Origin of the sequence: Streptomyces sp. NPDC006384, assembly GCF_042870695.1 — a bacterium.
Classification (GTDB): Bacteria; Actinomycetota; Actinomycetes; order Streptomycetales; family Streptomycetaceae; genus Streptomyces.
In genome coordinates, this window is the sequence record NZ_JBIAHR010000001.1 from 197,437 (window position 1) to 219,467 (window position 22,031).

The following is a 22,031-nucleotide window of genomic DNA, read 5'->3' on the forward strand; positions in this document are numbered from 1 at the left end:
TCCCCCACCTCTTCGGCCTTTCTCGCGCCGCCGCGCGGACGTCACCTGACGCGGATCTCCGCCAACTGCAGGCGGTACCTGCCGGCCTCGTCAGAAGCCGGCGCGCCGAGCCTGGTCGCGCTCAGCCGGAGGTGACGTCCGGTTGCGGAGGCGAGGCTGTAGGTCTGGGCCGCTCCTCGGGGATCGGCCTGGCCGGTGACGGTACGCACCGTCGTCCAGGCCGTGGAGCCGTCGGCCCGGGTCTGGAACGAGAAGTCGACCGGGAAGCCCGCCGTGCCGCCGCCGGCCGCGGGGGTGTCGGTGCGGGGGAAGAGGCTGACCGACCCGATGGGCCGGTCCGCGCCGAGGTCGATCTCGATCCGGACGGGCGTGCCGCCGACATCTGCGGAGGGGAAGTCGATGCTGGTGAAGCCCTTGGCACCGGGCACGCCGGTGAGGACACCGTCCAGGAGGCGGGTCTTGCCCCAGTCGCCGTTCTCCAGCGTGTAGTTGGCGGTGACGGTGGTCCCGGCGGTCGGGACGGTGAGTTCGGCGAGCTGGAGCCGGTGCCTGGCGGGCTCGTCGGAAGCGGACTTGCCGAGCCTGGTGGCCTGCAGGCGCAGGTAACGGGCGGTGGTGGTCCTGAACCCGTATGTCTGGACGAGGCCGCCCGGGTCGGGCTCGCCGGTGACGGTGCGGACGGTGGTGTGGGAGGCGGCGCCGTCGGCGCGGGCCTGCAGGGTGAAGTCGACCGGGAAGCCCGCCGTGCCGCCACCGGCCGCGGGGGTGTCGGTGCGGGGGAAGAGGCGTACGGCGTCGATGTCGGTGTCTGCGCCGAGGTCGATCTCCACCCAGACGGGGTTCGCGCCGATGCCGGCGGAGGGGAAGTCGTTGCTGGTGTAGCCCTTGGCGCCGGGCGCGCCGGTGAGCGTGCCGTCGGTGATCCTGTCGCGGCCCCAGTCGCCGTTCTCCAGGCTGTTGTTGCTGGTGACCGGCCGTCCCAGGGCCAGGTCGTCCAGACGGCCCACGCCGGTGGCGGTGAACGTCCACCTGCCCGGCCCCACGACGAAGTACAGGTACGCGGCGTCCTTGCCGTCGTATCTCAGACCGCCGACGCCGCCGGCGGGCGCGCCTCCGGTGAAGACGGTGGTGCCGTTCGCCCTGACGACGGGCCGCGCGCTGCCGTACGTGGGCACGCCGACCCGGGCCGTCGTGCCGCCCGGTGACGTGAGCGTCAGCGTGACCCTCGTTCCGTCGCGGACGATGCCGAAGCGGATGTCCCCCCGGCCGGTCGGCGTCACAGCGTCGATCTTCGTGAGGGTGCCGGTCTGCGGGATCACCTCGTACGTCCTCCAGCCCGGTTCCGTGGGGCGGATCCCGGCGGCGTAGGCGGACAGGGCGTACAGCGGGCCGCCGTTCCAGGCGTGGTTGTCGGTGCCGTCGGCCTTGGTCCACAGCTCCCACAGGGTGTGGCAGACGGGATCGGCGACCTGGGCGGCGAAGCGGTTGCGCATCCGTTCCTCGGCGACGGTGGCCGCGCCCATGAGGTACAGCGCCTCGAGCACGTAGAACTCCATGTAGGGACTGGCGTTGAGATGGGTGCGCAGCACCTCCGTGACCGCCCGGTGGCGGGAGGCCGGGGCCAGGCCCGCGACGACGGCGAGGGCGTTGGCGCGGTCGTCGGTGTCCTTGGTGTAGCCGGGCGAGCGGTACTCGTTCTTCGAGGAGTTCCACAGGACGCGGTCGAAGTTGGCCCCGATGCTCGCGCGCCGGGCCTCCCAGTCCGCCACGTCGGCGGTGTTCCCGCTGAGGGCGGCGAGCCTGGCGGCGGTGCCCAGGGCCAGGTGGTACCAGCAGTTGTCCAGGACCCGGACGTCGATGTTGCCGCCCCAGTCCGCCCAGTCCCAGTCCCCCCTCCGGTGGCCGACGAGACCGTCGCCGTCCAGGCTCCACAGTTCCAGGTACTTCCTCACCGCCGGGTAGGCGCCGATGACGGTGCTCGCGTCGCCCGTGTAGAGGTAGTACGTCCAGAACGACCACACCGAGGCCAGCATCTGCAGGGGAAGCTCGCTGGTCCAGATCACGCTCGGCATCGGTGAGTACAGCACGCCCCCCTGCTCCTGCCAGGACGTCAGCTGGGCGATGGCCTTCTTGCCCAGGGCGTGCGAGCGGGTGTCGAAGGTGTAGAAGCCCTCCTTGAGCTGGTTCACCACGTCGCCCCACCACTGGGCACGCTCGCGGGTGGGGCAGTCCATGTAGTTGTCCCGCATGTTGACGTACATCGTGCGGGCCGCCTTGGTCCACAGCGTGTCGAGGAAGGCGTCGCTGCTGGCGAACGATCCCGCGAAGTCGGTGTCGTAACCGGACTCGCGGTACTTCAGGTCCAGGATCCTGACCCCTGCGGGGATCGTGTAGCGGACCGCGGTGCCGCTCATCCACGCCAGGCACTCGAACTCCTGCACCCCGCCCGTGCAGACGTAGGTGGCGCGCACGTTGTAGCCGGTCCCGGGTTCGATCCCGGTCAGGTTCGCGCCGTCGTCGTAGTGGTCGGTCCGGACATCGATCACCGCGCCGGCGGGGGCGTCCACCTTCAGGTACGGGGTGACCTGGAGGTTGGAGGGCAGAGCGGCCTGGACGGCCACCGCCCCCTGACCCGTGGACGGGAGCGAGGAGGCATTCGTGTAGGACTTCAGAGCTGAGTGGCGGAACTGCGGGATCGGTCGCACGACCAGGGCGTTCCAGGGCGCCGCGCCCGCGGTTCCGAGTTCGGCCGGTGCGCTCCAGGAACTGTCGTCGAAGCCGGGGGAGCGCCAGCCGGCCATACCGGTGGCGTCACGGGCGTCGTAGTGGACGTTCGACTCCGGCAGGCGGAAGTTGGCCTGGGTGCCGCTCGTGTCGTTCGAGTAGCCCGGGTGGACGGTGTGCTTCCAGCCGGCGTCGCTGACGATCCGGGCCGTGGTGGAGCCGGTCGTGATGTCGGCCTGGAAGAGCAGCCCGCCCTTGCCGCTGCCGTGGTGCGAGAAGCCCTGCTTGCCGAAGTACCACACCAGCAGCACCACCGTGTTGCCGCCGCCGCGCAGGTAGGGGGCGAGGTCGATCTCGTCGTAGTAGGTGTCCGTACGGTTGGGGCCCCGTTTGAGCCCGCCCTCGAAGACCACCAGCGTGCCGTTCACCCACAGCCAGTACTTCGAGTCCACGGCGATCCGCGTGACCGCCTTCGCCGGAGCCGAACCCAGGGTGAACGATCTGCGGAACGCCACCCACTGGTTCGCCGTACCGGTCGGTGCCCAGATCCACTTCGCGGACCAGGGCACCGCGGCGGACGCCGCCGGGGCGAGCCCGGGAAGGGCGAGGGAACCCAGGGTGGGGGCGAGGGCCACGGCTATGGCCGAACGCAGGGCGGTTCGGCGCGTTACACGGTTCATGCGGGCTCCTGCTTTCGCTGTGCGGGGCGGAAGGGGGCAGCGTCCGGCATCGAACGGTGGACGAAGTGCTTGAATCGATTCAGTCGGGCATTCGTAGACGCGATGGTCGACCCTCGCGCCACGAGTGTCAACACCTCCGCCACAAGGGGCCCGCACCGACCCGACGTTGCCCTCGCGGGTCACCCGACCTTCTGATCTGCGGTTCTTCCCGAGGCTGCGGAAGGCTTCCGGGTGCCGGTCTCCGCCCCTGCCCTCCCGCACATGCCGGTCACTTCTCGCATGCCCGTTCTCCACGCCGGCGGGAAACCGTCGCGCTCGCGAAGAACGGCGAACTGATGCGTGCGCCGCCCGCACGAGCGGACGCGCATCCCGTGGAGGGCCATCAGCCGTGCGACGGACGGAGGCGAATCGGCATCGGCCGGAAGCGAGCGGAGCGAAGCGGGTCTCCGGACGACGACACGAACCCCTCGCCCGCGTCAGACGCGTCCGCCCCGTCCGTCCGGAGGGCCCCGTCCGTCCGGAGGGCCCCGTACCGGTCCGGCCCGCGCGCTCGGAGCCACACGGCCTTGCCGGGACGAAACGCTGCCTGAAAGGGTGCTCCGGTGAGGCCGGTGGGGCGGAGCGTGCCTTCGGGCGAGCGGCGGGCAGCCGCCCGGACACGGCGGACGCGGCCCCCGGGCCGGCCGGGCGACCGCCGGGCGGTCCTCCACGCGGCCCACGGAGCGAAAGGCGTGCGATGGCGAACTCACGGTCCGGGGAGACGGTCACCGAGCGGATCGTCCGTGTCCTGGAGACGTTCGGCACCGACCGCACGGTGCAGACGGCCGCCGAGATCGGACGGCGGGCGGATCTCCCGTCGTCCACGGCGCACCGGATGGTGGCCGAACTGGTGGAGTGCGGGCTGCTGGAGCGGGACGAGGAGCACCGGGTGCGTCTGGGCATGCGGTTGTGGGAGCTGGCGCTGCGCGGCTCCCGTGCCCTGCGGCTGCGGCAGGCGGCGCTGCCCTTCATGGAACGCGTGCAGGCCCGGGTCCGGGAGCACACCCAGCTCGCGGTGCTGGAGAACGACGAGACGCTCTTCATCGAGCGGCTGTCCCACCCGCACGCGGGCGCCAACATCACCCGGATCGCCGGACGGCTGCCCCTGCACGCCTCCTCGTCGGGTCTGGTGCTGCTCGCCCACGCTCCCGAGCAGCTGCGGGAACGGATCCTGGCCGGGCCGCTCGACGCGGTGTCGCCGGGGACCGTGACCGACCCGGCGCGGCTGCGGCGCCTCCTGGCCGGCATCCGCCGCGACGGTGCCGTCGTGGCCCCGGGGACGGTCGAGGCGGTCTCCACGGGGGTGGCCGTACCGGTGCGCGAGGGCCGTGGCGAGGTGATCGCCGCGCTGTCGGTCGTCCTCCCCCGTGACAGGCCCACCGGGAGCGCGGTGAAGGAACTGCGTGCCGCGGCGGCTGGCATCTCTGCGGTGCTCGGCGACCGGCGCCCCTGAGCCCGGCCGGAACCCGATTCCCGTTCAATGGGAACCCCCGTCGTCAAGTCCTCCGGTCGGCGCCAGACTCCTGGCCATTCCCGCGGCCGTCGAAGGAGACGACATGTCCGTACGCACTCGCGTCGCCGTCATCGGCGCAGGCCCCGCCGGCCTGCTCCTGTCCCACCTGCTCGATCTGCAGGGCATCGAGTCGGTCGTCATCGACTCCCGCAGCCGCGAGGAGATCGAGACCACCATCCGGGCCGGCATCCTGGAGCAGGGCACCGTCGAGATCCTCACCGAGACCGGCGCCTCCGACCGGGTGGGCACGGTCGGGCAGAAGCACGAGGGCATCGAGCTGCGCTTCGAGGGCGAGGGGCACCGCGTCGACTTCACCGGCTCCGTCGGCCGGGCCGTGTGGCTCTACCCCCAGCACGAGGTCCTCAAGGACCTGGTCGCCGCCCGCCTCGCCGCCGGCCAGGACCTGCGTTTCCAGGTGACCGCCGAACGCGTCGAGGACGCCGGGACCGACCGGCCGCGGATCATCGCCAAGGACGCCGACGGTCACCGGATCGAGATCGAGGCCGAGGTCGTGGTCGGCGCCGACGGCTCGCGCAGCGTGGCCCGTGAGGCCGTCACCGGTACCTACGGCGGCTACTTCCGGGAGTACCCCTTCGCCTGGTTCGGCATCCTGTGCGAGGCGCCGCCCAGCGCGGAGGAACTCATCTACAGCCACTCGCCCGACGGCTTCGCCCTCATCAGCCGGCGCAGCCCCGACGTGCAGCGGATGTACTTCCAGTGCCCTCCGGAAGCGGACCCCGGGGCGTACTCCGAGGCGCAGCTGTGGGACATCCTGCAGTCCCGGGTCCCCGGCACGACCCTCGTGGAGGGTCCGATCTTCCAGCGCGACGTGCTGCGCTTCCGGAGTTTCGTCGCCCACGAGATGCGCCGCGGCCGGGTGGTCATCGTCGGCGACGCCGCCCACACCGTGCCGCCCACCGGCGCCAAGGGCATGAACCTGGCCGTCGCCGATGTCGTCCTGCTGGCCGACGCCCTGCGCGCGCTGTTCGCCGAGCGGGACGAGACCCTGCTCGACGCCTTCCCCGACACCGCCCGCAAGCGCATCTGGAAGGCGCAGCACTTCTCCTGGTGGATGACGCGCATGCTGCACGTCCAGCCCGGGGCGAGCGACTTCGACCGGCTGCGTCAGATCGGCGAACTGCGCACGGTCGTCGAGTCGGAGGCCGGCCGCGCCTACCTCGCCGAGGCGTACACCGGATGGCCCCTCGGCCACCCGGGCCCCGGCGCCTGAGGGTGCCGCGGAAGAACGGGGGTCTCCGCCGGGCCGTCCCGGGGCGCGGCCCGGTCGATCCCACAGTTGCGGACCGGCTGGTCACCGGCGTGCCCGGCCGCCCGCGCCCACGGCTCAGGTCCGCGTCGAGTCGAGTTCCTCGTGGTTCCGCTCGACCTCCTGTGCCTTCTGGTGGCTCTCGATGCAGCGCCGAGGACGTCGGCTTGGACCTGGAGGACGTGACGATCCTCGACGACCGGGTGCTGGTGTGGCTCGCCGAGGATAAGACCCACAAGGGCGAGGAACAGACGATCCCTCGGCATGACCGACCGGACCTCAACCTGGTGTTCCGGCTCCGCCGTTGGGTCGGCTACCTAGAGCAGCAGGGCGTCACAACCGGCCCTCTGTTCCGGGAGGTTCTGCGGAGCGGGAAGGTCGCGACACCGGAGACCCGGGCCACGAAAGGGGGTGGGGCCACAAAGCGCGGCAACTACCTACGCCCGCAGACGGTCAACGACCGGGTGAAGCTGTGGTTCACGGCAGCCGGCCTCAAGAGCGATGGCCGCCCCGTCTCCTCCCACGGCCTTCGCGCCGGCGGCGCCACCGGCCTCGGAGCGAGCGGCGCGACAGACGAGGAACTCTGGGAGGCCGGCCGGTGGAAGAAGGGCTCACCCATCCCCCCCGTGAGCGGTACGTACGCCCGGCCCGGGACGCCAACCGGGATGTCTTCCAGCGGGTTCCGGTGCACGATCCGACGGTCGCGGCCGAGGAGTAGTACGCAGGAACGGCCGCCCCGTGCCCTCCGCGCGGCTACGGTAGTCGAGGAGCCCGGTACTGCATCCCCCGTCGGTACCGGGCCCTTTCGCCCACCTCGTCGGGCCCGACCGCGGAGGCGCGCCCATATGGATGGGCGGGGCTGGAATACCGCTACGCCGGCTTGCCCGAATGCTTCGAGGGCCGCCTCGAGCCGGGTGGTGTTCTTGATGTCACCGACGGCCGCAAGCAGTTCGTTCGTCGTCTCGACGATGCGCTCGTCTGGGTGGCACCGGAACGAAGCTGCTGCGTGGACTCGCATTATGGGCTCACGTAGTGTTGCGAGGACTGTCTTGCTGGCGTGATCTTCACGCAGGCCGGGCCACGCCGGCGGCGAAGGTCTGCCACTCAGAGCCACCTCGGACGTGCATCCGGGCGCCTTCTCCGGCCGCAGCGAAGACGAACAGAAAAAGCCGCCGCGCCTTCTCCCATGGGCGATCCCACAGACGGTGATTGAGGTCTGTGGAGGCTCCAACGTCGGCGATGGCAACGATCAGGTTGTCGGCGTGCTCGCGGAAAGTAGCCAGTTCGGTCTTTTCACGCTGCTGCTCATGATGTACCACCAGCAGACGAAGAACCTCCTGGGACCAACGTGCACCACGCCCAGACACACTGCTTTGCCCGTGCCGACGGCGGCTGAGCGGCAAGGCCGGACTCGGTCTCTCAGTCCGGTCACCTGCCGCGCAACGACTCTGAGTCGATCAATCCCTGATGCCCGAGTTCAACGGAGCGTAGTCAGCACCAAGTCAGCACGGGACAGGTGAGGACGGGGGATGACGTGGGATTTTAGTCAGCACCAAACCAGCACGGGAGTCAGCACGGCACCGTCAAATCACCCTGAAATACGCGTCCCGGACGGCACTCGTTCCGGCCACCGTCGATCCCCTGAGACGTCTTTCCATGAGCCGGCATGGTGGCCGCGCGCATAGCCGGCCCCCGAACTGTGTTGCCCCGCCACATGTGCGCCTGACCTGCGGATTCCTACGGTGTGGCGACACGCAAACGTCCCCGTCACACCTCAGGAAGTGGTGCCGATGTCGTCACCCGCAGCCGCTCCGCCCGCTCCGGACAATCTCAAGCGCATCGTCGCCGCGTCCCTCATCGGCACCACCATCGAGTGGTACGACTTCTTCCTCTACGGTTCCGCCGCCGCCCTCGTCTTCAACGAGCTGTTCTTCCCGGACTCCGACCCCCTGGTCGGCACCCTGCTGTCCTTCCTGACCTACGCCGTCGGATTCGCCGCGCGTCCGCTGGGCGCGCTGGTCTTCGGGCACTACGGGGACCGGCTCGGGCGCAAGAAGCTGCTGGTGCTGAGCCTGCTGCTGATGGGCGGGGCGACCTTCGCGATCGGGCTGCTGCCCACGCACGCGACCATCGGCACGGCCGCTCCCGTGCTGCTGACCGTGCTGCGGCTCGTGCAGGGCTTCGCGCTCGGCGGCGAGTGGGGCGGTGCCGTGCTGCTGGTGTCCGAGCACGGGGACGCGCGGCGCCGTGGGTTCTGGGCATCGTGGCCGCAGACCGGCGCGCCGGCGGGGCAGTTGCTGGCGACCGGGGTGCTGTCGCTGCTGACGGCCGTGCTGCCGGACGCCGCGTTCACCGGCTGGGGGTGGCGGATCCCGTTCCTGCTCTCCGGAGTTCTGGTGATCGTCGGTCTGTGGATCCGTCTGTCCGTCGATGAATCCCCCGTCTTCAAGCAGGCGTTGGCACAGGCCGAGGCGCGCAAGGCCGAGGCCCGCGAGGCGGAGGCGCGCGGCACGGAGGCCGAGGCGCTGCCGCTGGTCTCCGTGCTGCGGCACCACTGGCGCGACGTGCTGATCGCCATGGGCGCGCGGATGGCGGAGAACATCAGCTACTACGTCATCACGGCGTTCATCCTCGTGTACGCCACCACCGCGGCGGACGTGTCCAAGCAGACCGCGCTCAACGCGGTGCTGATCGCCTCGGCCGTGCACTTCGCGGTCATCCCGGTATGGGGCGCGCTGTCGGACCGGATCGGCCGCCGCCCCGTGTACCTGCTGGGGGCCGCCGGGGTCGGGCTGTGGATGTTCCCCTTCTTCATGCTGATCGACACGGGGGACTTCGGCAGCCTCCTTCTCGCGGTGACCGTCGGCCTGGTGCTGCACGGCGCGATGTACGCGCCCCAGGCGGCCTTCTTCTCCGAGATGTTCGCGACCCGGATGCGCTACTCCGGCGCTTCCATCGGCGCCCAGTTCGCGTCGGTCGCGGCGGGCGCCCCGGCACCGCTGATCGCGACGGCGCTGCTGTCCGAGTACGACAGCTCGACGCCGATCTCCCTCTACGTCATCGCCGCGGCTCTGCTGACGCTCGTCGCCGTGTGGATGGCCAAGGAGACCCGGCACCGGGACCTCTCCGAGGTCACGCCCACAGGCCGGGACTCTGCGGAGCCGGGCGGTTCCCCCGCCGCGGAAGCGCGCACCGCCTGACCCGCCGTACCGCCTGACCCGCAGCGCGCCCCTGCCCCCGTACGCTCCCCGCGTGCGGGGGTCAGCGTTGCGCGGGGGCCGACAACCGGCGGAGCCGGAGGGCCAGTTGTATCTCCAGTGCGCGGGAGGGGCTCTGCCAGTCGTCACCGAGGAGGCGGCCGACGCGCTCCAGTCGCTGGGCGACCGTGTTCACGTGCACGTGGAGGGCGTCCTTGGTGCGGGCGGGGCTCATGCCGCAGGCGAAGTAGGCGTCGAGGGTGCGCAGCAGCTCGGTGCCGCGCCGCTCGTCGTAGGCGACGACCCGGCCGATGGTGCGGTCGACGAAGCCGGCGACGTCCCGGTCGCCGGCCAGGAGCAGGCCGAGGAAGCCGAAGTCGTCGGCGGCGGCGCCGTCCCCGGAGCGGCCCAGCAGCCGCAGCGCGTCCAGGCAGCGTCCGGCCTCGGTGTAGGCGGCGGCCACGCTCTCGGGCCGGGCGGCGAGATCTTCGACCGGGGCCGAGGCGCCGACGGTGACGGCCTCGTGGACGGCCGAGGCGAGGTCCCGTGCGGTGCGGCGGGCCAGGTCCGTGGCGCCGTCGGGGGTGGCGAGGGGCAGCAGCAGGACGGTGCCGCCGTCGCGGGCGGCGGCCAGGCCGTGCCGGGTCGCGGCGAGGTGGGAGGCGGCGGCCCACAGGCGCCGGCGGGCGTCCGCCTCCCGGTCGGCGTCCTGCGCGGTGGCGTCGAGGCGGGCGACGAGGACGACGTGTGTGGCGTCGAGGTCGGCGTGCAGCCGCCGGGCACGGTCGCGCAGCAGGCGCGGGTCGCGGTCGCGGGCGTCGAGCAGGTCGTCCAGCAGTTCGCCGCGCACGCGCTGTTCGGCCTCGGCGGCGGAGCGCCGGGCGAGCAGCAGCAGGGAGGTGACCATCGCGGCGCGTTCCAGGGTGAGCTGGTCGACGGGGTCGAGTCCGGGGTGGCCGCGCAGGACGAGTGCGCCGAGCAGTTCGCCGCCGGCGGCGACCGCGGCGATCCAGTCGTCCTCGTGCCGGACCGCGTGTCCTTCCGCGCGGGAGGACTGGAGGGCCTTCGCGGGTGCCGTGCCGGCCTCGGTGAACTCGACGGTGCCGTCCAGGACCTGGGAGACGGCGGCGGCCACGTCGTGGACTCCGCCGCCGCGCAGGACCAGTTCGGTGAGCCGGTCGTGGACGTCGGAGGCGCGTTCGATGACGGCGCTGCGGTCCCGGATGATCTCGTTGGCCCGTTCCAGTCCGGCGAGGGCCGAGCGGGTCTCCGCGAGGAGGTTGGCGGTGTCGATGGCCGCCGCGGCGAGGGCGGCGAAGGAGCCGAGCAGGGCGATCTGCTCCCGTTCGAAGACCCGGGCCCGCCGGTCCGCCGCGAAGAGCACGCCGATGACGTGGGGCCCGAGCATCAGGGGTACGCCGAGGATGGCGACGAGGCCCTCGTCCCGGACGCCCGTGTCGATGGCGCGGGTGTGCCGGAAACGGTCGTCCTCGAAGTAGTCCTCGGTGACGTAGGGCCGGGCGGTCTGGGCGACGAGTCCGCCGAGCCCCTCCCCCATGCCGAGCCGCAGCTGCTGGAAGCGGGCCGCGACCGAGCCCTCGGTGACGCGCATGTAGGTGTCGCCCCGGACGGGGTCGTTGAGGCTGAGGTAGGCCACGTCCGTCCCGAGGAGGGAGCGGGCCCGCTGCACGATCGCGCGCAGTACGGCGTCCAGGTCGCGCAGCCCGGCGAGGTCGTGGGCCGTCTCGAACAGGGCGGACAGCTCGGCCTCGCGGCGGCGCCGGCCCTCCAGCTCGGAGCGCACGCGCAGGGCGAGGAGCTTGGCCCGCTCCAGCGCGGCGATCCGCTCGGCCGGTGCGCCCGCCGCGCGGGCGAGCAGCACGGGCTGCTCGTAGGCGTCGGCGGAGGCGTCCCGGGCCAGCAGTTCCAGGAAGGGCGTCTCGGCCGCGGCGTGCCGGACCGGCGCCCCGGCGTCGTGGGCGAGGTGTTCGGCGGACTGCGCGTGATCGCGGGACATGCTCACAGGATCACCCATCGTCCGGTCGTCGCGGCAGCCCTGTGGACGACCCGGGCCACCGGAGGCACCGGCGCCCGGCGGCTGCGCGTGTCCTTTCCTTGCCAGGATCAGGATGCGGAGCTGTCCTCGTCGGCTCCTTGCCGGTGCACAGGGTCCTCCCCGCCGGTCCGCGGGACGCCACCGCGGTCAGTGGGCGGTCCAGCCGCCGTCCAGGACGAGGGAGGTTCCCGTGACGAAGGACGCCTGCGGGGCGCACAGGTACGCCACGGCCTCCGCGACCTCGTCCGGTTCGATGAGCCGGCGTACCGCGCTGTCCCGCAGCAGCACCTCGGAGAGGACCCGCTCCTCGCTGATGCCGTGCGCGCGGGCCTGGTCGGCGATCTGCTTCTCCACCAGCGGGGTGCGTACGTAGGCGGGGTTCACGCAGTTGGAGGTGACGCCGTGGGCGGCCCCCTCGAGGGCGGCGGTCTTGGACAGTCCCTCCAGCCCGTGCTTGGCGGACACGTAGGCCGCCTTGTAGGCGGAGGCGCGCAGGCCGTGCACGGAGGAGATGTTGACGATGCGGCCCCAGCCCTGTCCGTACATGTGGGGCAGGGCGCCGCGGATGAGGCGGAAGGGCGCCTCCAGCATGACGGTGAGGACCGTGTGGAAGACGTCCGGCGGGAACTCCTCCAGGGGCCGCACCATCTGCAGTCCGGCGTTGTTGACCAGGACGTCGGTGCCGGCGGCCGCCTCCTCGGCGGCGTCCAGGTCGGTCAGGTCCAGGACGTGCGGTGTGACGCCGCCCGCGAGGTCCGCGGCCCGTTCGGCGAGCGCGTCGAGCCCCGCGGCGTCCCGGTCGACCGCTCTGACCTCGGCTCCCGCGGCGGCCAGCCGCAGCGCGCAGGCGCTGCCGATGCCGCCTGCGGCGCCGGTGACGAGGGCGGTGCGGCCGCCGAGGTCGAGCGGCGCGGCGTGCGGGGGCGGGAGGACGCTGGGCGAGGTCATGTCTGCGACCCTAGGCAGCGCCCGTCCCATGCCCCATGTGGGCACGCCATACAGTTCAGGCGGGTTCAGTGGGGTCGAACCATGTGGGGCCGTCGGACATCGCCTGCTTGATCCGGAACCGTCCCCACTCCTTCAGGTCCGGCAGGGCGTCCACCTCGAACCAGCCCACGTCCAGCGACTCGTCGTCGTTGACGCGGGCCTCGCCGCCCACTGCCCGGCAGCGGAAGGTGATGTCCATGAACTGGCAGACGTCGCCGTTCTCGTAGGTGACCGGGTCCAGTGCCTGGACGACGACGAGCCGCTCGACGACGCACCGCACCGCGGTCTCCTCCTCCACCTCGCGCACGGCGCAGGCGGCGGGCTGCTCACCCGGTTCCGGGATGCCGCCGATCAGGGACCAGCGCCGGTTGTCGGCCCGCCGGCCCAGCAGCACCCTCCCCTCCTCGTCGAAGACGACGGCGGTGACTCCGGGGAGCCACAGGAGCTGGTGTCCGGCGGAAACGCGCAGGTCGCGGATGAAGTCGGGAGTAGCCATGCGCCCGACCCTAACCGGCCGGCCGGGCCCCTCCCGACGTCATCGCGAAGCATGCCCCCGGCGTACGGGACCACAGCACGGGGCGCGCGCCCGGCGCGCAGAATCGCAGCGTGGGGCGTACACCCGGCGTACGGACCCGCACCGCGGAGCGCGCCCGGCGTACGGGATCTACGCGCTGCGGGCGCGTCGGCCGCGCACTCCGGCGCCGACGGCCCAGCCGATCCCGCCGGCCGCGACCAGCACCAGGGCCGCCTCGGGCCATACGCCGAGCCGGGTGGCGGGCGTCTCGGAGGACCGCAGCGGCACCTCCTGGACGAGCGAGTCCGCCACGAACATGCCGGTCTTCTGGGTGACCCGGCCGTCCGGCATGATGATCGCACTGACGCCGCTGGTCACCGGCACCGTGACCGTCCGGCTGTGCTCGACGGCGCGGATGCGGGACATGGCGAGCTGCTGGTAGGTCATCTCACTGCGGCCGAACGTCGCGTTGTTGCTGGGCACGGAGATCATCTGGGCGCCGTCGGCGACCTCGGAGCGCACCGCCCAGTCGAAGGCCGCCTCGTAGCAGGTGACGAGGCCGACCCGGGTGCCGGCCATGGTGAAGACGCCGGGCTCGGTGCCGCGGCTGAAGTCCCGGGCGACCATGGCGGTCCAGTCCTCGTTGATCGCCCCGACGAGCGAGCGCAGCGGCAGGTACTCGCCGAAGGGCTGGATCTGCCGCTTGTCGTAGGTGTCCACCGGTCCCTTGTCGGGGTCCCACAGGATCTGCTCGTTGAGCAGTCTGCCGTCGCGGTCCACGACGCCGCCGACGGAGACGGGCACACCGATCGCCTCGACGGCCCGGTCGATGACCTCGCGCGCGTCGGGGTTGGTGAAAGGGTCGATGTCGGAGGAGTTCTCCGGCCAGAGCACGAAGTCGGGCCGGGCGATCCGGCCGGCCCTCACCTCGGCGGCCAGGCGTCGCGTCTCCCGCGCGTGGTGGTCGAGCACGGCCCGGCGCTGGGCGTTGAAGTCGAGGCCGGCGCGCGGCACGTTGCCCTGGACGACGGCGACGGTGGCCGTGCCGTCCTCGGCGTCGTCGCTGACCAGCGGCCGTGCGGCCACGGCGCCGGCGACGGGGACGGCCACCGTGAGCAGGGCCGCCGCTGCCGCGCCCCGCCGGAGGGTGCCGGTGCGGCGGGCCCGGACGGCCAGGCGTGCGGCCTCGTACAGGCCGAAGCCGCACAGGACGACCGCGAAGCCCACCACCGGCGTGCCGCCGGCCGCGGCGAGCGGGAGGAAGACGCCGTCCGCCTGCCCGAAGGCGATCTTGCCCCAGGGGAAGCCGTGGAAGGGCACACGCGCGCGTGCCGCCTCCGCGGCGATCCACACCGCCGCCGCCCACACCGGCCAGGCCGGCAGCCGCGACACCGCGGCGATGCCCGCCCCGGCCAGAGCGACGAAGACCGCCTCGACGGCGGCCAGGGCGAGCCAGGGGCCGGGGCCGACCTCCACACCGGTCCACACCAGCAGGGGCAGCAGGAAGCCGAGGCCGAAGAGGTAGCCGAGGCCGAGGCCCGCCTTCCAGGAACGGCCGCGCAGCACCCCGCCGAGGACGGCGAAGGCGGGCAGCGCCAGCCACCACAGGGTGCGCGGCGGGAAGCTGACGTAGAGCAGCACGCCGCAGAGCGCGGCAGCGGCGGCCGGGAACAGGCGCGTGAGCCGTGCGGCCAGGCGCGAGGCGGGTGTGGCCTGCGACTTCAGCCGGTCCGGCTCGCCTACGGGGGTTGCGGTGACGGTCACCCCCGGAGTGTACGGCGCGTCCCTCCGCGGTCCTCCGGGCGGCCGCGGAGGGCTGCCGCGCTCCGGCCCTCAGTGCGCCGGGCCGGGTGCCTTCGGCCGCAGACGGTCCCTGATCACCTGGACGGCCGCCTCCGCGTCGTCCACGGTGACGGTGAACGTGTGGCCGTCCCACAGCCGCAGGACGACGCCCTCGCCGCGCCGTACGACGACGGCGGTGCCCTTCTCCGGCCGCCAGCGGTAGCCCCAGCCGCCCCAGTGCCGGGGGGTGACGTGCGGGGTGAACTCGGCGCCGGCGACGTGCGACAGCGGGATGCGGCGGCGAGGCAGGCCGATGTGGCCGCAGCGCACCTCGAGGCACTCCTCGTCGACTCTGAGCGCGACGTGCACGAAGGCCAGCGTGCCGAAGAGCACGAGCAGCCCGGCCGTGATGCAGCCGACGACGGCCATGGTGAGCGGGGCGATGCCGGACTCCCAGGCCGGATCGACGGCCAGCGCGATGCCGAGTGCCACGCAGGCGACACCGATGAGCGCCAGCAGCCACTGGACGCGGTTGGTGGCACGGCCCGTCCAGACGTCCGGTACGGGGGTGCTCTCGCCGGGGCGATGCCTCATGGATATGAGGTTACTCACGTTTCGCTGCGCGGCTACCTCGTCGCGCAGGGTGACCGGTCCGAGTGGACGGCGGGCCGCTCAGCGGGCGGGCGTGGCCGTCCGCAGCAGGCGGCCCTCCTCGTAGGCCAGCGCCGGCGCCGGCAGGGAGCCCTCGCGTCCGCTCAGCAGCACGGTGAGCGTGCCCTCGGCCGGGGCTCCCGGCTCGGGGGGCGCGCCGATCCGGCGCAGTGCCTGGGCGGCGACGGCGCCGGCGGAGCCGTGCAGGGCCAGGCGCGGGGCGCCGGGGCGCTGCACGGCGGCGCGGATGCGTTCGGCGACGAGCTCGTAGTGGGTACAGCCCAGGACGACGGTCGTCACGTCCTCGGGCGTCAGCGCGGCCGCGGCGGACACGGCGGCGGTGATCGCGCTCTCGTCCGCGTGCTCGACCGCCTCGGCGAGACCGTGGCAGGGGACCTCGGTGACCCTCGCGCCGGCGGCGAACCGCTCGATGAGCCCACGCTGGTAGGGGCTGCCGGTGGTGGCGGGCGTCGCCCAGATGGCCACCGGTCCGCCGCCGGCCGCGGCGGGCTTGATCGCCGGGACGGTGCCGATGACCGGCAGGTCCGGTTCGAAGCGGGCGCGCAGCGTGGGCAGCGCGTGGACGGAGGCGGTGTTGCAGCCGACGATCAGGGCGTCCGGCCGGTGGGCGGCGGCCGCCTCGGCGACGGCCAGGGCCCGCCGGGTCAGGTCCTCGGGGGTCCGCGGTCCCCAGGGCATGCCGTCGGGGTCCAGGGAGAGGATGAGATCGGCGTCCGGTCGCAGGCGCCGTACCGCTGCGGTGGCCGCCAGCAGACCGATTCCGGAGTCCATGAGCGCGATCTTCACCCGGCCACGATAGTCGATGGGCCGCCGCGTGCCGCGTCGTGGGGCACACTGCGCAGGTGAGCGCCGATGTGTGGACGTCCGCCCCGACCGTCGTATCCGCCCTGTCACTGGCCGCCTGGCTGTGGCTGCTGCTCGCCCGGGGTTTCTTCTGGCGTACGGACGTAGGACTGCCCGGCCGCCGGGAACCGGAGAGCTGGCCGCACGTGTGCGTCGTCGTGCCGGCGCGCGACGAGGCGGCGGTCCTGCCGGCGAGTCTGCCCTCGCTGCTGGCCCAGGACTATCCGGGGCGGGCGGAGGTCTTCCTGGTCGACGACGGAAGTACGGACGGCACCGGTGACCTGGCGCGCGAGCTGGGCCGGCGCCGGGCGGGACTGCCGCTCACCGTGGCCTCGCCCGGTGAGCCGCCGGCCGGGTGGACGGGCAAGCTCTGGGCGGTGCGGCACGGCATCGCGCTGGCACGCGCGCGGGATCCCGAGTACCTGCTGCTGACGGACGCCGACATCGCGCACGCGCCGGACAGTCTGCGGCGGCTGGTGGCGGCGGCCCGCACCGGTGGTTTCGACGTGGTCTCCCAGATGGCCCGGCTGCGGGCCGAGAGCGTCTGGGAACGGCTCGTGGTGCCGGCGTTCGTCTACTTCTTCGCGCAGCTCTACCCGTTCCGGTGGATCGGCGGGAGGCGGGCCGGGAGGAAGGGGACGGCCGCCGCCGCGGGGGGCTGTGTGCTGCTGCGCGCGGACGCCGCCGCGCGGGCGCGGATCCCGGACGCGATCCGGCACGCGGTCATCGACGACGTGGCCCTCGCCCGCGCGGTCAAGGGCAGCGGCGGCCGGGTGTGGCTGGGGCTCGCCGACGGGGTGGACAGTGTGCGTCCCTACCCGCGGCTGCGCGATCTGTGGCGGATGGTCTCGCGCAGCGCCTACGCCCAGTTGCGGCACAGTCCGCTGCTGCTCGCCGGCACGGTCGCCGGGCTGGCGCTGGTGTATCTGGTGCCGCCGGTGGCGGCGGTGGCGGGCGCGGCCGCCGGGAACGCGGCGGCCGCGGGGTGCGCGGGCGCCGCGTGGCTGGTGATGGCGGGGACGTACGTGCCGATGCTGCGGTACTACCGGCAGCCGCTGTGGCTCGCCCCGCTGCTGCCGTTCACCGCGTTCCTGTACCTGCTGATGACGGTCGACTCGGCGGTGCAGCACTACCGGGGGCGGGGCGCCGCGTGGAAGGGCCGCACCTACGCCCGGCCCGGTGCCGTGCCCGACGAGGGCTGACAACGTCCGGTCACGGAGCCGCGTTTGGGGCCCGGTCCCCCGGTCACGCCCCGGCCGGGGGCGCGGCCGGGGTCCGCTGCGGTCCGGCCGCCTTCGGAAGAGCGCGGACACGGCCGGTGGACCACCGGTAACCTGACCAGAAGTCGGCACTTACATGAAAATCTTGTTCCGCGCCGCCCTTTTTCACCAAGTTCGCTCGGATTGGTGATCCCCCGTCACCGCAGGCACGGAAAACAACCCTCTTATCGGTCTCCCCAACCAGCACATCGTGGGCTTAACTTATGGCCATGACCTCCCCCCGCTCCAGTTATGGCGGCGGCTACTACTCCGCCTCCTTCCCGGACACCCCGATCTACGACTCGCTCGTCGCCGAGCGGGGCACCCCGCAGATCGCCCCGATCCGGGTCCCGGCCGCGTACGACGCCCCGTCCGGCCACCTTCCGGCGCTCCCGTCGGCCCTGCCCGCCCTCCCGGCAGCCCCCGCCCAGCCCGCCTACGGCGGCTACCCGCAGCAGATGCAGCCGGTGCAGCAGATGCAGCAGCCCGCGCCGCTGCAGCAGGCGCCCACCGCGTACATCCCGCAGCAGGCGAGCGCCCCGCGCGGGTACCCCGGGCCCCAGCAGCAGCCGCAGCCGCCGCGTCCGGCCGCTCCCGGCCCCGCGGGGTACGAGGCGATGCGGCCCGCGGCCCCGCGGCCCGCTCCGGCGCCCTACCAGGACCCGTACAACAACCAGCAGTACCGCGGCTACTGAGCCGTTCGCCGGGGTACCGGTGCCGCCTGGCACCATGACCCCATGGGGAACGCGCGACTGCAGTCGATACACGTCCATCCGGTCAAGGCGTTCCGGGGCCTCGCGCCCCGGGAGGCCGTCGTGGAGCCCTGGGGGCTGGCCGGAGACCGCCGCTGGATGCTGATCGACGACGGGGGAAAGGTCGTCACCCAGCGGGAACAGCCGCGCCTGGCCCTGGCCGCCGCCGAGCTCCTGCCCGGCGGCGTCCGGCTGTCCGCGCCCGACCGCCCGCCGCTCACGGTGCCGGTGCCGCACCCGGCGGACACGGTCCCGGTGCGGATCTTCCGCGACAGGACCGAGGCGGCCTTGGCCGACGACGCCGCGCACGCCTGGTGCAGCGCCTTCCTCGGGGCGGACGTACGGATGGTGCACCTGGACGATCCCGCCACGCGCCGGCCCGTCGACCCCGCGTACGCGCTGCCGGGCGAGACCGTCTCCTTCGCCGACGGCTACCCGCTGCTGCTCACGACGACGGGCTCGCTGGACGCCCTCAACTCCCTGATCGCCGAAGGGGAGCACGCGGTGGAGGGGCCGCTGCCCATGAACCGTTTCCGGCCGAACCTCGTCGTCGCCGGCACCGGCGCGTGGGCCGAGGACGGCTGGTCGCACGTCACCGTGGGAGAGGTCCGCTTCCGGGTCGCCAAGCCGTCCGGGCGCTGCGTGGTGACGACCACCGACCAGCACTCCGCCGAGCGCGGCCGGGAACCTCTGCACACGCTCGGACGGCACCGCCGCATCGGCCGCAAGCTGGTCTTCGGACAGAATCTGGTGCCGCTCGGACCGGGCACGGTCCGGGTCGGCGACCCGGTGACGGTCGTCGGGTGACGTGCCCGCACCCGTAAGTCCGCGCCCACGGGCCCGCGCGTCCGGGTCCGCGGCCGGGAACCCGGTCCGTGGCGCGGGCGTTGGACACCGTAGGACGAAGGCCGAGGGACGCCGGCGCTCCTCCCCGCCCGGGTGTGCACAGGCATGGTCCGAGGCCGTTCCCCTTCCCCCTCCAGGCCGCCACCACGACCGCCGGGAGCGGGGAGGGGAACGGCCGGGCCCGGACCGGCGCCGGCATGCGGCCGGCTTCCGCCTCTGGTCAACCCACCCCGCGCACGCACGCTACGGTGGACCGGCCGAACCGATCGGCGACAACCCGCGCGCGAGGAAACCGCAGGCACGCGCCGGTGCGGGGACGGAACGCCTGCGTGCGGGTCCGCGGGACCGGCACGGCCGTTCTCCCGGCCCCGGCCGCCGCGTCCGGCGGTGACCGGGCGATCAGTACGACGAGGTGGGGGCAGAGCAACGCCATGGCACAGGGCACGGTCCAGGTGACGCACACCGGCACCTCGCGGTGGCGGCGCCGCACGGGTGAGTACGCATCGCTCGCCGCCGCCCTGGAGGCCGCGGCCGACGGTGACGTCCTCACCGTCGCCCCCGGGACCTACCGGGAGAACCTCGTCGTCCGGCGGGCGGTGACCCTGCGCGGGCCCGAGGGGGCCCTGGGCTCGGTGCGGATCGCGCCCGTCGACGGGGTGCCGCTGACGGTGCGCGCCCCGGCCGTCGTCCAGGACCTGTACATAGAGGGGCAGGACGCGGCGGCGCCCGCCGTCCTCGTCGAGGAGGGCACCCCGGAGCTGCTCGACATACGCGTGGTCACACGGTCCGCGTCCGGCATCGAGGTGCGCGGCGGCGCGCGGCCGACGGTGCGGCGCTGCACCGTCGACAATCCGGCGGGCGTCGGCATCGCGGTCCTCGACGGCGGGGGCGGGGTGTTCGAGGAGTGCGAGGTCGTCTCGGCCGGCCAGGCCGGGGTCGCCGTGCGCTCCGGCGCACACCCCCGGCTGGAGCGCTGCCGCGTCCACCACGCGGCGGGCTCGGGCCTGACGGCGACCGGCGAGCACTCGGCGCTGGAGGCGGTGGGCTGCGAGGTCTACGAGGTGCGGGGCAGCGGCGTCCAGGTCTCGGGCCGGGCCACCGCGCATCTGACCGACTGCGACGTGCACCGCACCACCGCCGACGGGATCACCCTCGACACCGACGCCGTGCTCACCCTGGCCGACTGCCGCATCCACGACATCCCGGAGAACGCGGTCGACCTGCGCTCCCGCTCCGTGCTCACCCTGACCCGCACCAGCGTGCGGCAGTTCGGGCGCAACGGCCTGTCGGTGTGGGACCCGGGTACCCGGGTGGACGCCAACCAGTGCGAGATCTTCGACAGCACGGGCGACTACCCGGCGGTCTGGGTCAGCGACGGCGCCACCGCCGTCCTCGACTCCTGCCGGGTGCACGACGTGCCGGACGCGCTGTTCGTGCTGGACCGCGGCTCACGCGTGGACGTCGTCGACAGCGACCTGTCCCAGGTGCGCAACACGGCGGTGTCGGTGAGCGACGGCGCCACCGCGCAGCTCGACGACTGCCGCATCCGGGACGCGGCGACGGGCGCCTGGTTCCGCGACCACGGCAGCGGCGGCACCCTGAACAACTGCGCCCTGGACGGCAACCGCACCGGCGTGATCGTCACCAAGGGCGCCGACCCCACCATCGAACGCTGCACGGTCGACTCCCCCTCGGAGGCCGGGGTGTACGTGTCGGCGGGCGGCCGCGGCAGCTTCCTGGACTGCCGGGTGACGGACAGCGCCGGCTACGGCTTCCACGTGATCGACGGCTGCCGGACGACGCTGCGCAAGTGCCGCACGGAGCGGTGCGCGCGCGGCGGTTTCGCATTCGCGGACGGCGGCCCGGACGCGTCCGGCGCGGGACCGCTCGTCGAGGACTGCGCCAGCGACGAGAGCGGTGGCGGTCTGGCGCCGCCCCCGGCGCGGGAGCCCGCCGTGCAGACGGCGGGCCGCTCCTCCGGCGGCCTGCTGGGCTCGATCCCCGGCCGGCGCGGCGTCGAGCAGGAACCGCTGATCGCCGGTCCCGGAGCCGGCCCCGGACCCGAGGGGCCGGCGCGGTCGGCGAAGGAGGTCCTCGGCGAACTGGACGCGCTGGTCGGCCTGGAGAGCGTCAAGCGCGAGGTCCGGGCCCTGACCGACATGATCGAGGTGGGGCGGCGCCGGCAGCGGGCGGGGCTGAAGGCGGCGTCGGTCAAGCGGCACCTCGTCTTCACCGGCTCTCCCGGCACCGGCAAGACGACGGTCGCCCGGCTCTACGGCGAGATCCTCGCCTCGCTGGGCGTCCTGGAGAAGGGCCACCTCGTCGAGGTCTCCCGCGTCGACCTGGTCGGCGAGCACATCGGCTCGACCGCGATCCGCACCCAGGAGGCCTTCCAGCGGGCGCACGGGGGTGTGCTGTTCATCGACGAGGCGTACGCGCTGTCCCCCGAGGACGCGGGCCGGGACTTCGGCAAGGAGGCCATCGACACGCTGGTGAAGCTGATGGAGGACCAGCGGGACGCGGTGGTGGTGATCGTCGCGGGCTACACCGCGGAGATGGAGCGGTTCCTGTCGGTCAACCCCGGCGTGGCGTCCCGCTTCTCACGGGTCATCACCTTCGGCGACTACGGGCCCGAGGAGCTGCTGCGGATCGTGGAGCAGCAGGCCGAGGAGCACGAGTACCGGCTGGCGCCGGGCGTGCCCGAGGCGCTGACGCGGTACTTCGCCCGGCTCCCCAAGGGTCCGGCCTTCGGCAACGGCCGCACCGCGCGCCAGACCTTCGAGGCGATGGTGGAGCGGCACGCGAGCCGCGTCGCCCAGCTGGCGGACCCGGACACGGACGACCTGACCCTGCTCTTCGTGGAGGACCTCCCCGAGCAGCCCCGGTGAGGCCGGGCCGGC

At 73.2% G+C, this 22,031-nt stretch carries 15 protein-coding genes; 7 read left to right on the forward strand and 8 right to left on the reverse strand.

Annotated features, from left to right (window positions below; translation table 11 throughout):
- Nucleotides 1–41: 41 nt before the first annotated feature.
- Nucleotides 42–3,404, reverse strand: coding sequence for a discoidin domain-containing protein (locus ACFYOJ_RS00925; RefSeq protein WP_356552283.1), 3,363 nt, complete (start codon nt 3,402–3,404; stop codon nt 42–44).
- Between the two features lie 736 nt (nt 3,405–4,140).
- Here ACFYOJ_RS00925 and ACFYOJ_RS00930 point away from each other — a divergent pair.
- Nucleotides 4,141–4,896 (forward strand): IclR family transcriptional regulator, encoded by a 756-nt coding sequence (locus ACFYOJ_RS00930; protein ID WP_356552281.1) that lies wholly within the window; start codon nt 4,141–4,143, stop codon nt 4,894–4,896.
- 103 nt (nt 4,897–4,999) lie between these two features.
- Nucleotides 5,000–6,187, forward strand: a complete 1,188-nt coding sequence (locus ACFYOJ_RS00935) for a 4-hydroxybenzoate 3-monooxygenase (RefSeq protein WP_356552279.1) — start codon at nt 5,000–5,002, stop codon at nt 6,185–6,187.
- A gap of 1,100 nt (nt 6,188–7,287) precedes the next feature.
- On the opposite strand, the gene ACFYOJ_RS00940 is transcribed toward ACFYOJ_RS00935, so the two are convergent.
- Complete coding sequence (locus ACFYOJ_RS00940) at nt 7,288–7,542, reverse strand: hypothetical protein (RefSeq protein ID WP_356552277.1); 255 nt, start codon at nt 7,540–7,542, stop codon at nt 7,288–7,290.
- Nucleotides 7,543–8,013: 471 nt separating this feature from the next.
- On the opposite strand from ACFYOJ_RS00940, the gene ACFYOJ_RS00945 reads away from it, so the two are divergent.
- Entirely contained in the window at nt 8,014–9,423 is a 1,410-nt protein-coding gene (locus tag ACFYOJ_RS00945) for an MFS transporter (protein WP_356552275.1), read from the forward strand.
- A 61-nt stretch (nt 9,424–9,484) separates the two neighbouring features.
- Here the strand turns inward: ACFYOJ_RS00945 and ACFYOJ_RS00950 are convergent, their stop codons facing one another.
- From ACFYOJ_RS00950 to ACFYOJ_RS00975, 6 genes are all read right to left on the reverse strand, one after another.
- Nucleotides 9,485–11,437, reverse strand: coding sequence for a GAF domain-containing protein (locus tag ACFYOJ_RS00950; RefSeq protein WP_356552273.1), 1,953 nt, complete (start codon nt 11,435–11,437; stop codon nt 9,485–9,487).
- Between the two features lie 186 nt (nt 11,438–11,623).
- Entirely contained in the window at nt 11,624–12,424 is an 801-nt protein-coding gene (locus ACFYOJ_RS00955; protein ID WP_356552271.1) for a 3-hydroxybutyrate dehydrogenase, read from the reverse strand.
- 55 nt (nt 12,425–12,479) lie between these two features.
- Nucleotides 12,480–12,959 carry an NUDIX domain-containing protein gene (locus tag ACFYOJ_RS00960; RefSeq protein ID WP_356552269.1) on the reverse strand — a complete coding sequence of 160 codons (480 nt, stop codon included), beginning with the start codon at nt 12,957–12,959 and terminating at the stop codon, nt 12,480–12,482.
- Nucleotides 12,960–13,127: 168 nt separating this feature from the next.
- The gene (gene lnt, locus ACFYOJ_RS00965) at nt 13,128–14,741 is read right to left on the reverse strand and encodes an apolipoprotein N-acyltransferase (protein WP_356552267.1); all 1,614 of its coding nucleotides are present in this window, start codon (nt 14,739–14,741) and stop codon (nt 13,128–13,130) included.
- 69 nt (nt 14,742–14,810) lie between these two features.
- Nucleotides 14,811–15,353: a hypothetical protein gene (locus ACFYOJ_RS00970; RefSeq protein WP_356552266.1), complete on the reverse strand. Its 543-nt coding sequence runs from the start codon at nt 15,351–15,353 to the stop codon at nt 14,811–14,813.
- Between the two features lie 78 nt (nt 15,354–15,431).
- A complete protein-coding gene (locus ACFYOJ_RS00975) occupies nt 15,432–16,217 on the reverse strand; it encodes an aspartate/glutamate racemase family protein (protein WP_356552264.1) in 786 nt (261 codons plus the stop codon).
- Between the two features lie 38 nt (nt 16,218–16,255).
- Here ACFYOJ_RS00975 and ACFYOJ_RS00980 point away from each other — a divergent pair, with 38 nt between their 5' ends.
- From ACFYOJ_RS00980 to ACFYOJ_RS00995, 4 genes are all read left to right on the forward strand, one after another.
- A complete protein-coding gene (locus ACFYOJ_RS00980) occupies nt 16,256–17,476 on the forward strand; it encodes a glycosyltransferase (RefSeq protein WP_388596077.1) in 1,221 nt (406 codons plus the stop codon).
- Nucleotides 17,477–17,763: 287 nt separating this feature from the next.
- Complete coding sequence (locus tag ACFYOJ_RS00985) at nt 17,764–18,228, forward strand: DUF6643 family protein (RefSeq protein WP_356552260.1); 465 nt, start codon at nt 17,764–17,766, stop codon at nt 18,226–18,228.
- 42 nt (nt 18,229–18,270) lie between these two features.
- Nucleotides 18,271–19,092, forward strand: a complete 822-nt coding sequence (locus tag ACFYOJ_RS00990) for an MOSC N-terminal beta barrel domain-containing protein (protein WP_356552259.1) — start codon at nt 18,271–18,273, stop codon at nt 19,090–19,092.
- 470 nt (nt 19,093–19,562) lie between these two features.
- Entirely contained in the window at nt 19,563–22,019 is a 2,457-nt protein-coding gene (locus ACFYOJ_RS00995) for a right-handed parallel beta-helix repeat-containing protein (RefSeq protein WP_356552258.1), read from the forward strand.
- Nucleotides 22,020–22,031 lie beyond the last annotated feature (12 nt).

Excerpts from the sequence above, each read along its gene's own strand:
- ACFYOJ_RS00925 (WP_356552283.1), bottom strand. The coding sequence starts at position 3,404 with ATGAACCGTGTAACGCGCCGAACCGCCCTGCGTTCGGCCATAGCCGTG.
- ACFYOJ_RS00930 (WP_356552281.1), top strand. The coding sequence starts at position 4,141 with ATGGCGAACTCACGGTCCGGGGAGACGGTCACCGAGCGGATCGTCCGT.
- ACFYOJ_RS00935 (WP_356552279.1), top strand. The coding sequence starts at position 5,000 with ATGTCCGTACGCACTCGCGTCGCCGTCATCGGCGCAGGCCCCGCCGGC.
- ACFYOJ_RS00945 (WP_356552275.1), top strand. The coding sequence starts at position 8,014 with ATGTCGTCACCCGCAGCCGCTCCGCCCGCTCCGGACAATCTCAAGCGC.
- ACFYOJ_RS00950 (WP_356552273.1), bottom strand. The coding sequence starts at position 11,437 with ATGTCCCGCGATCACGCGCAGTCCGCCGAACACCTCGCCCACGACGCC.
- ACFYOJ_RS00955 (WP_356552271.1), bottom strand. The coding sequence starts at position 12,424 with ATGACCTCGCCCAGCGTCCTCCCGCCCCCGCACGCCGCGCCGCTCGAC.
- ACFYOJ_RS00960 (WP_356552269.1), bottom strand. The coding sequence starts at position 12,959 with ATGGCTACTCCCGACTTCATCCGCGACCTGCGCGTTTCCGCCGGACAC.
- ACFYOJ_RS00970 (WP_356552266.1), bottom strand. The coding sequence starts at position 15,353 with ATGAGGCATCGCCCCGGCGAGAGCACCCCCGTACCGGACGTCTGGACG.
- ACFYOJ_RS00985 (WP_356552260.1), top strand. The coding sequence starts at position 17,764 with ATGACCTCCCCCCGCTCCAGTTATGGCGGCGGCTACTACTCCGCCTCC.
- ACFYOJ_RS00990 (WP_356552259.1), top strand. The coding sequence starts at position 18,271 with ATGGGGAACGCGCGACTGCAGTCGATACACGTCCATCCGGTCAAGGCG.
- ACFYOJ_RS00995 (WP_356552258.1), top strand. The coding sequence starts at position 19,563 with ATGGCACAGGGCACGGTCCAGGTGACGCACACCGGCACCTCGCGGTGG.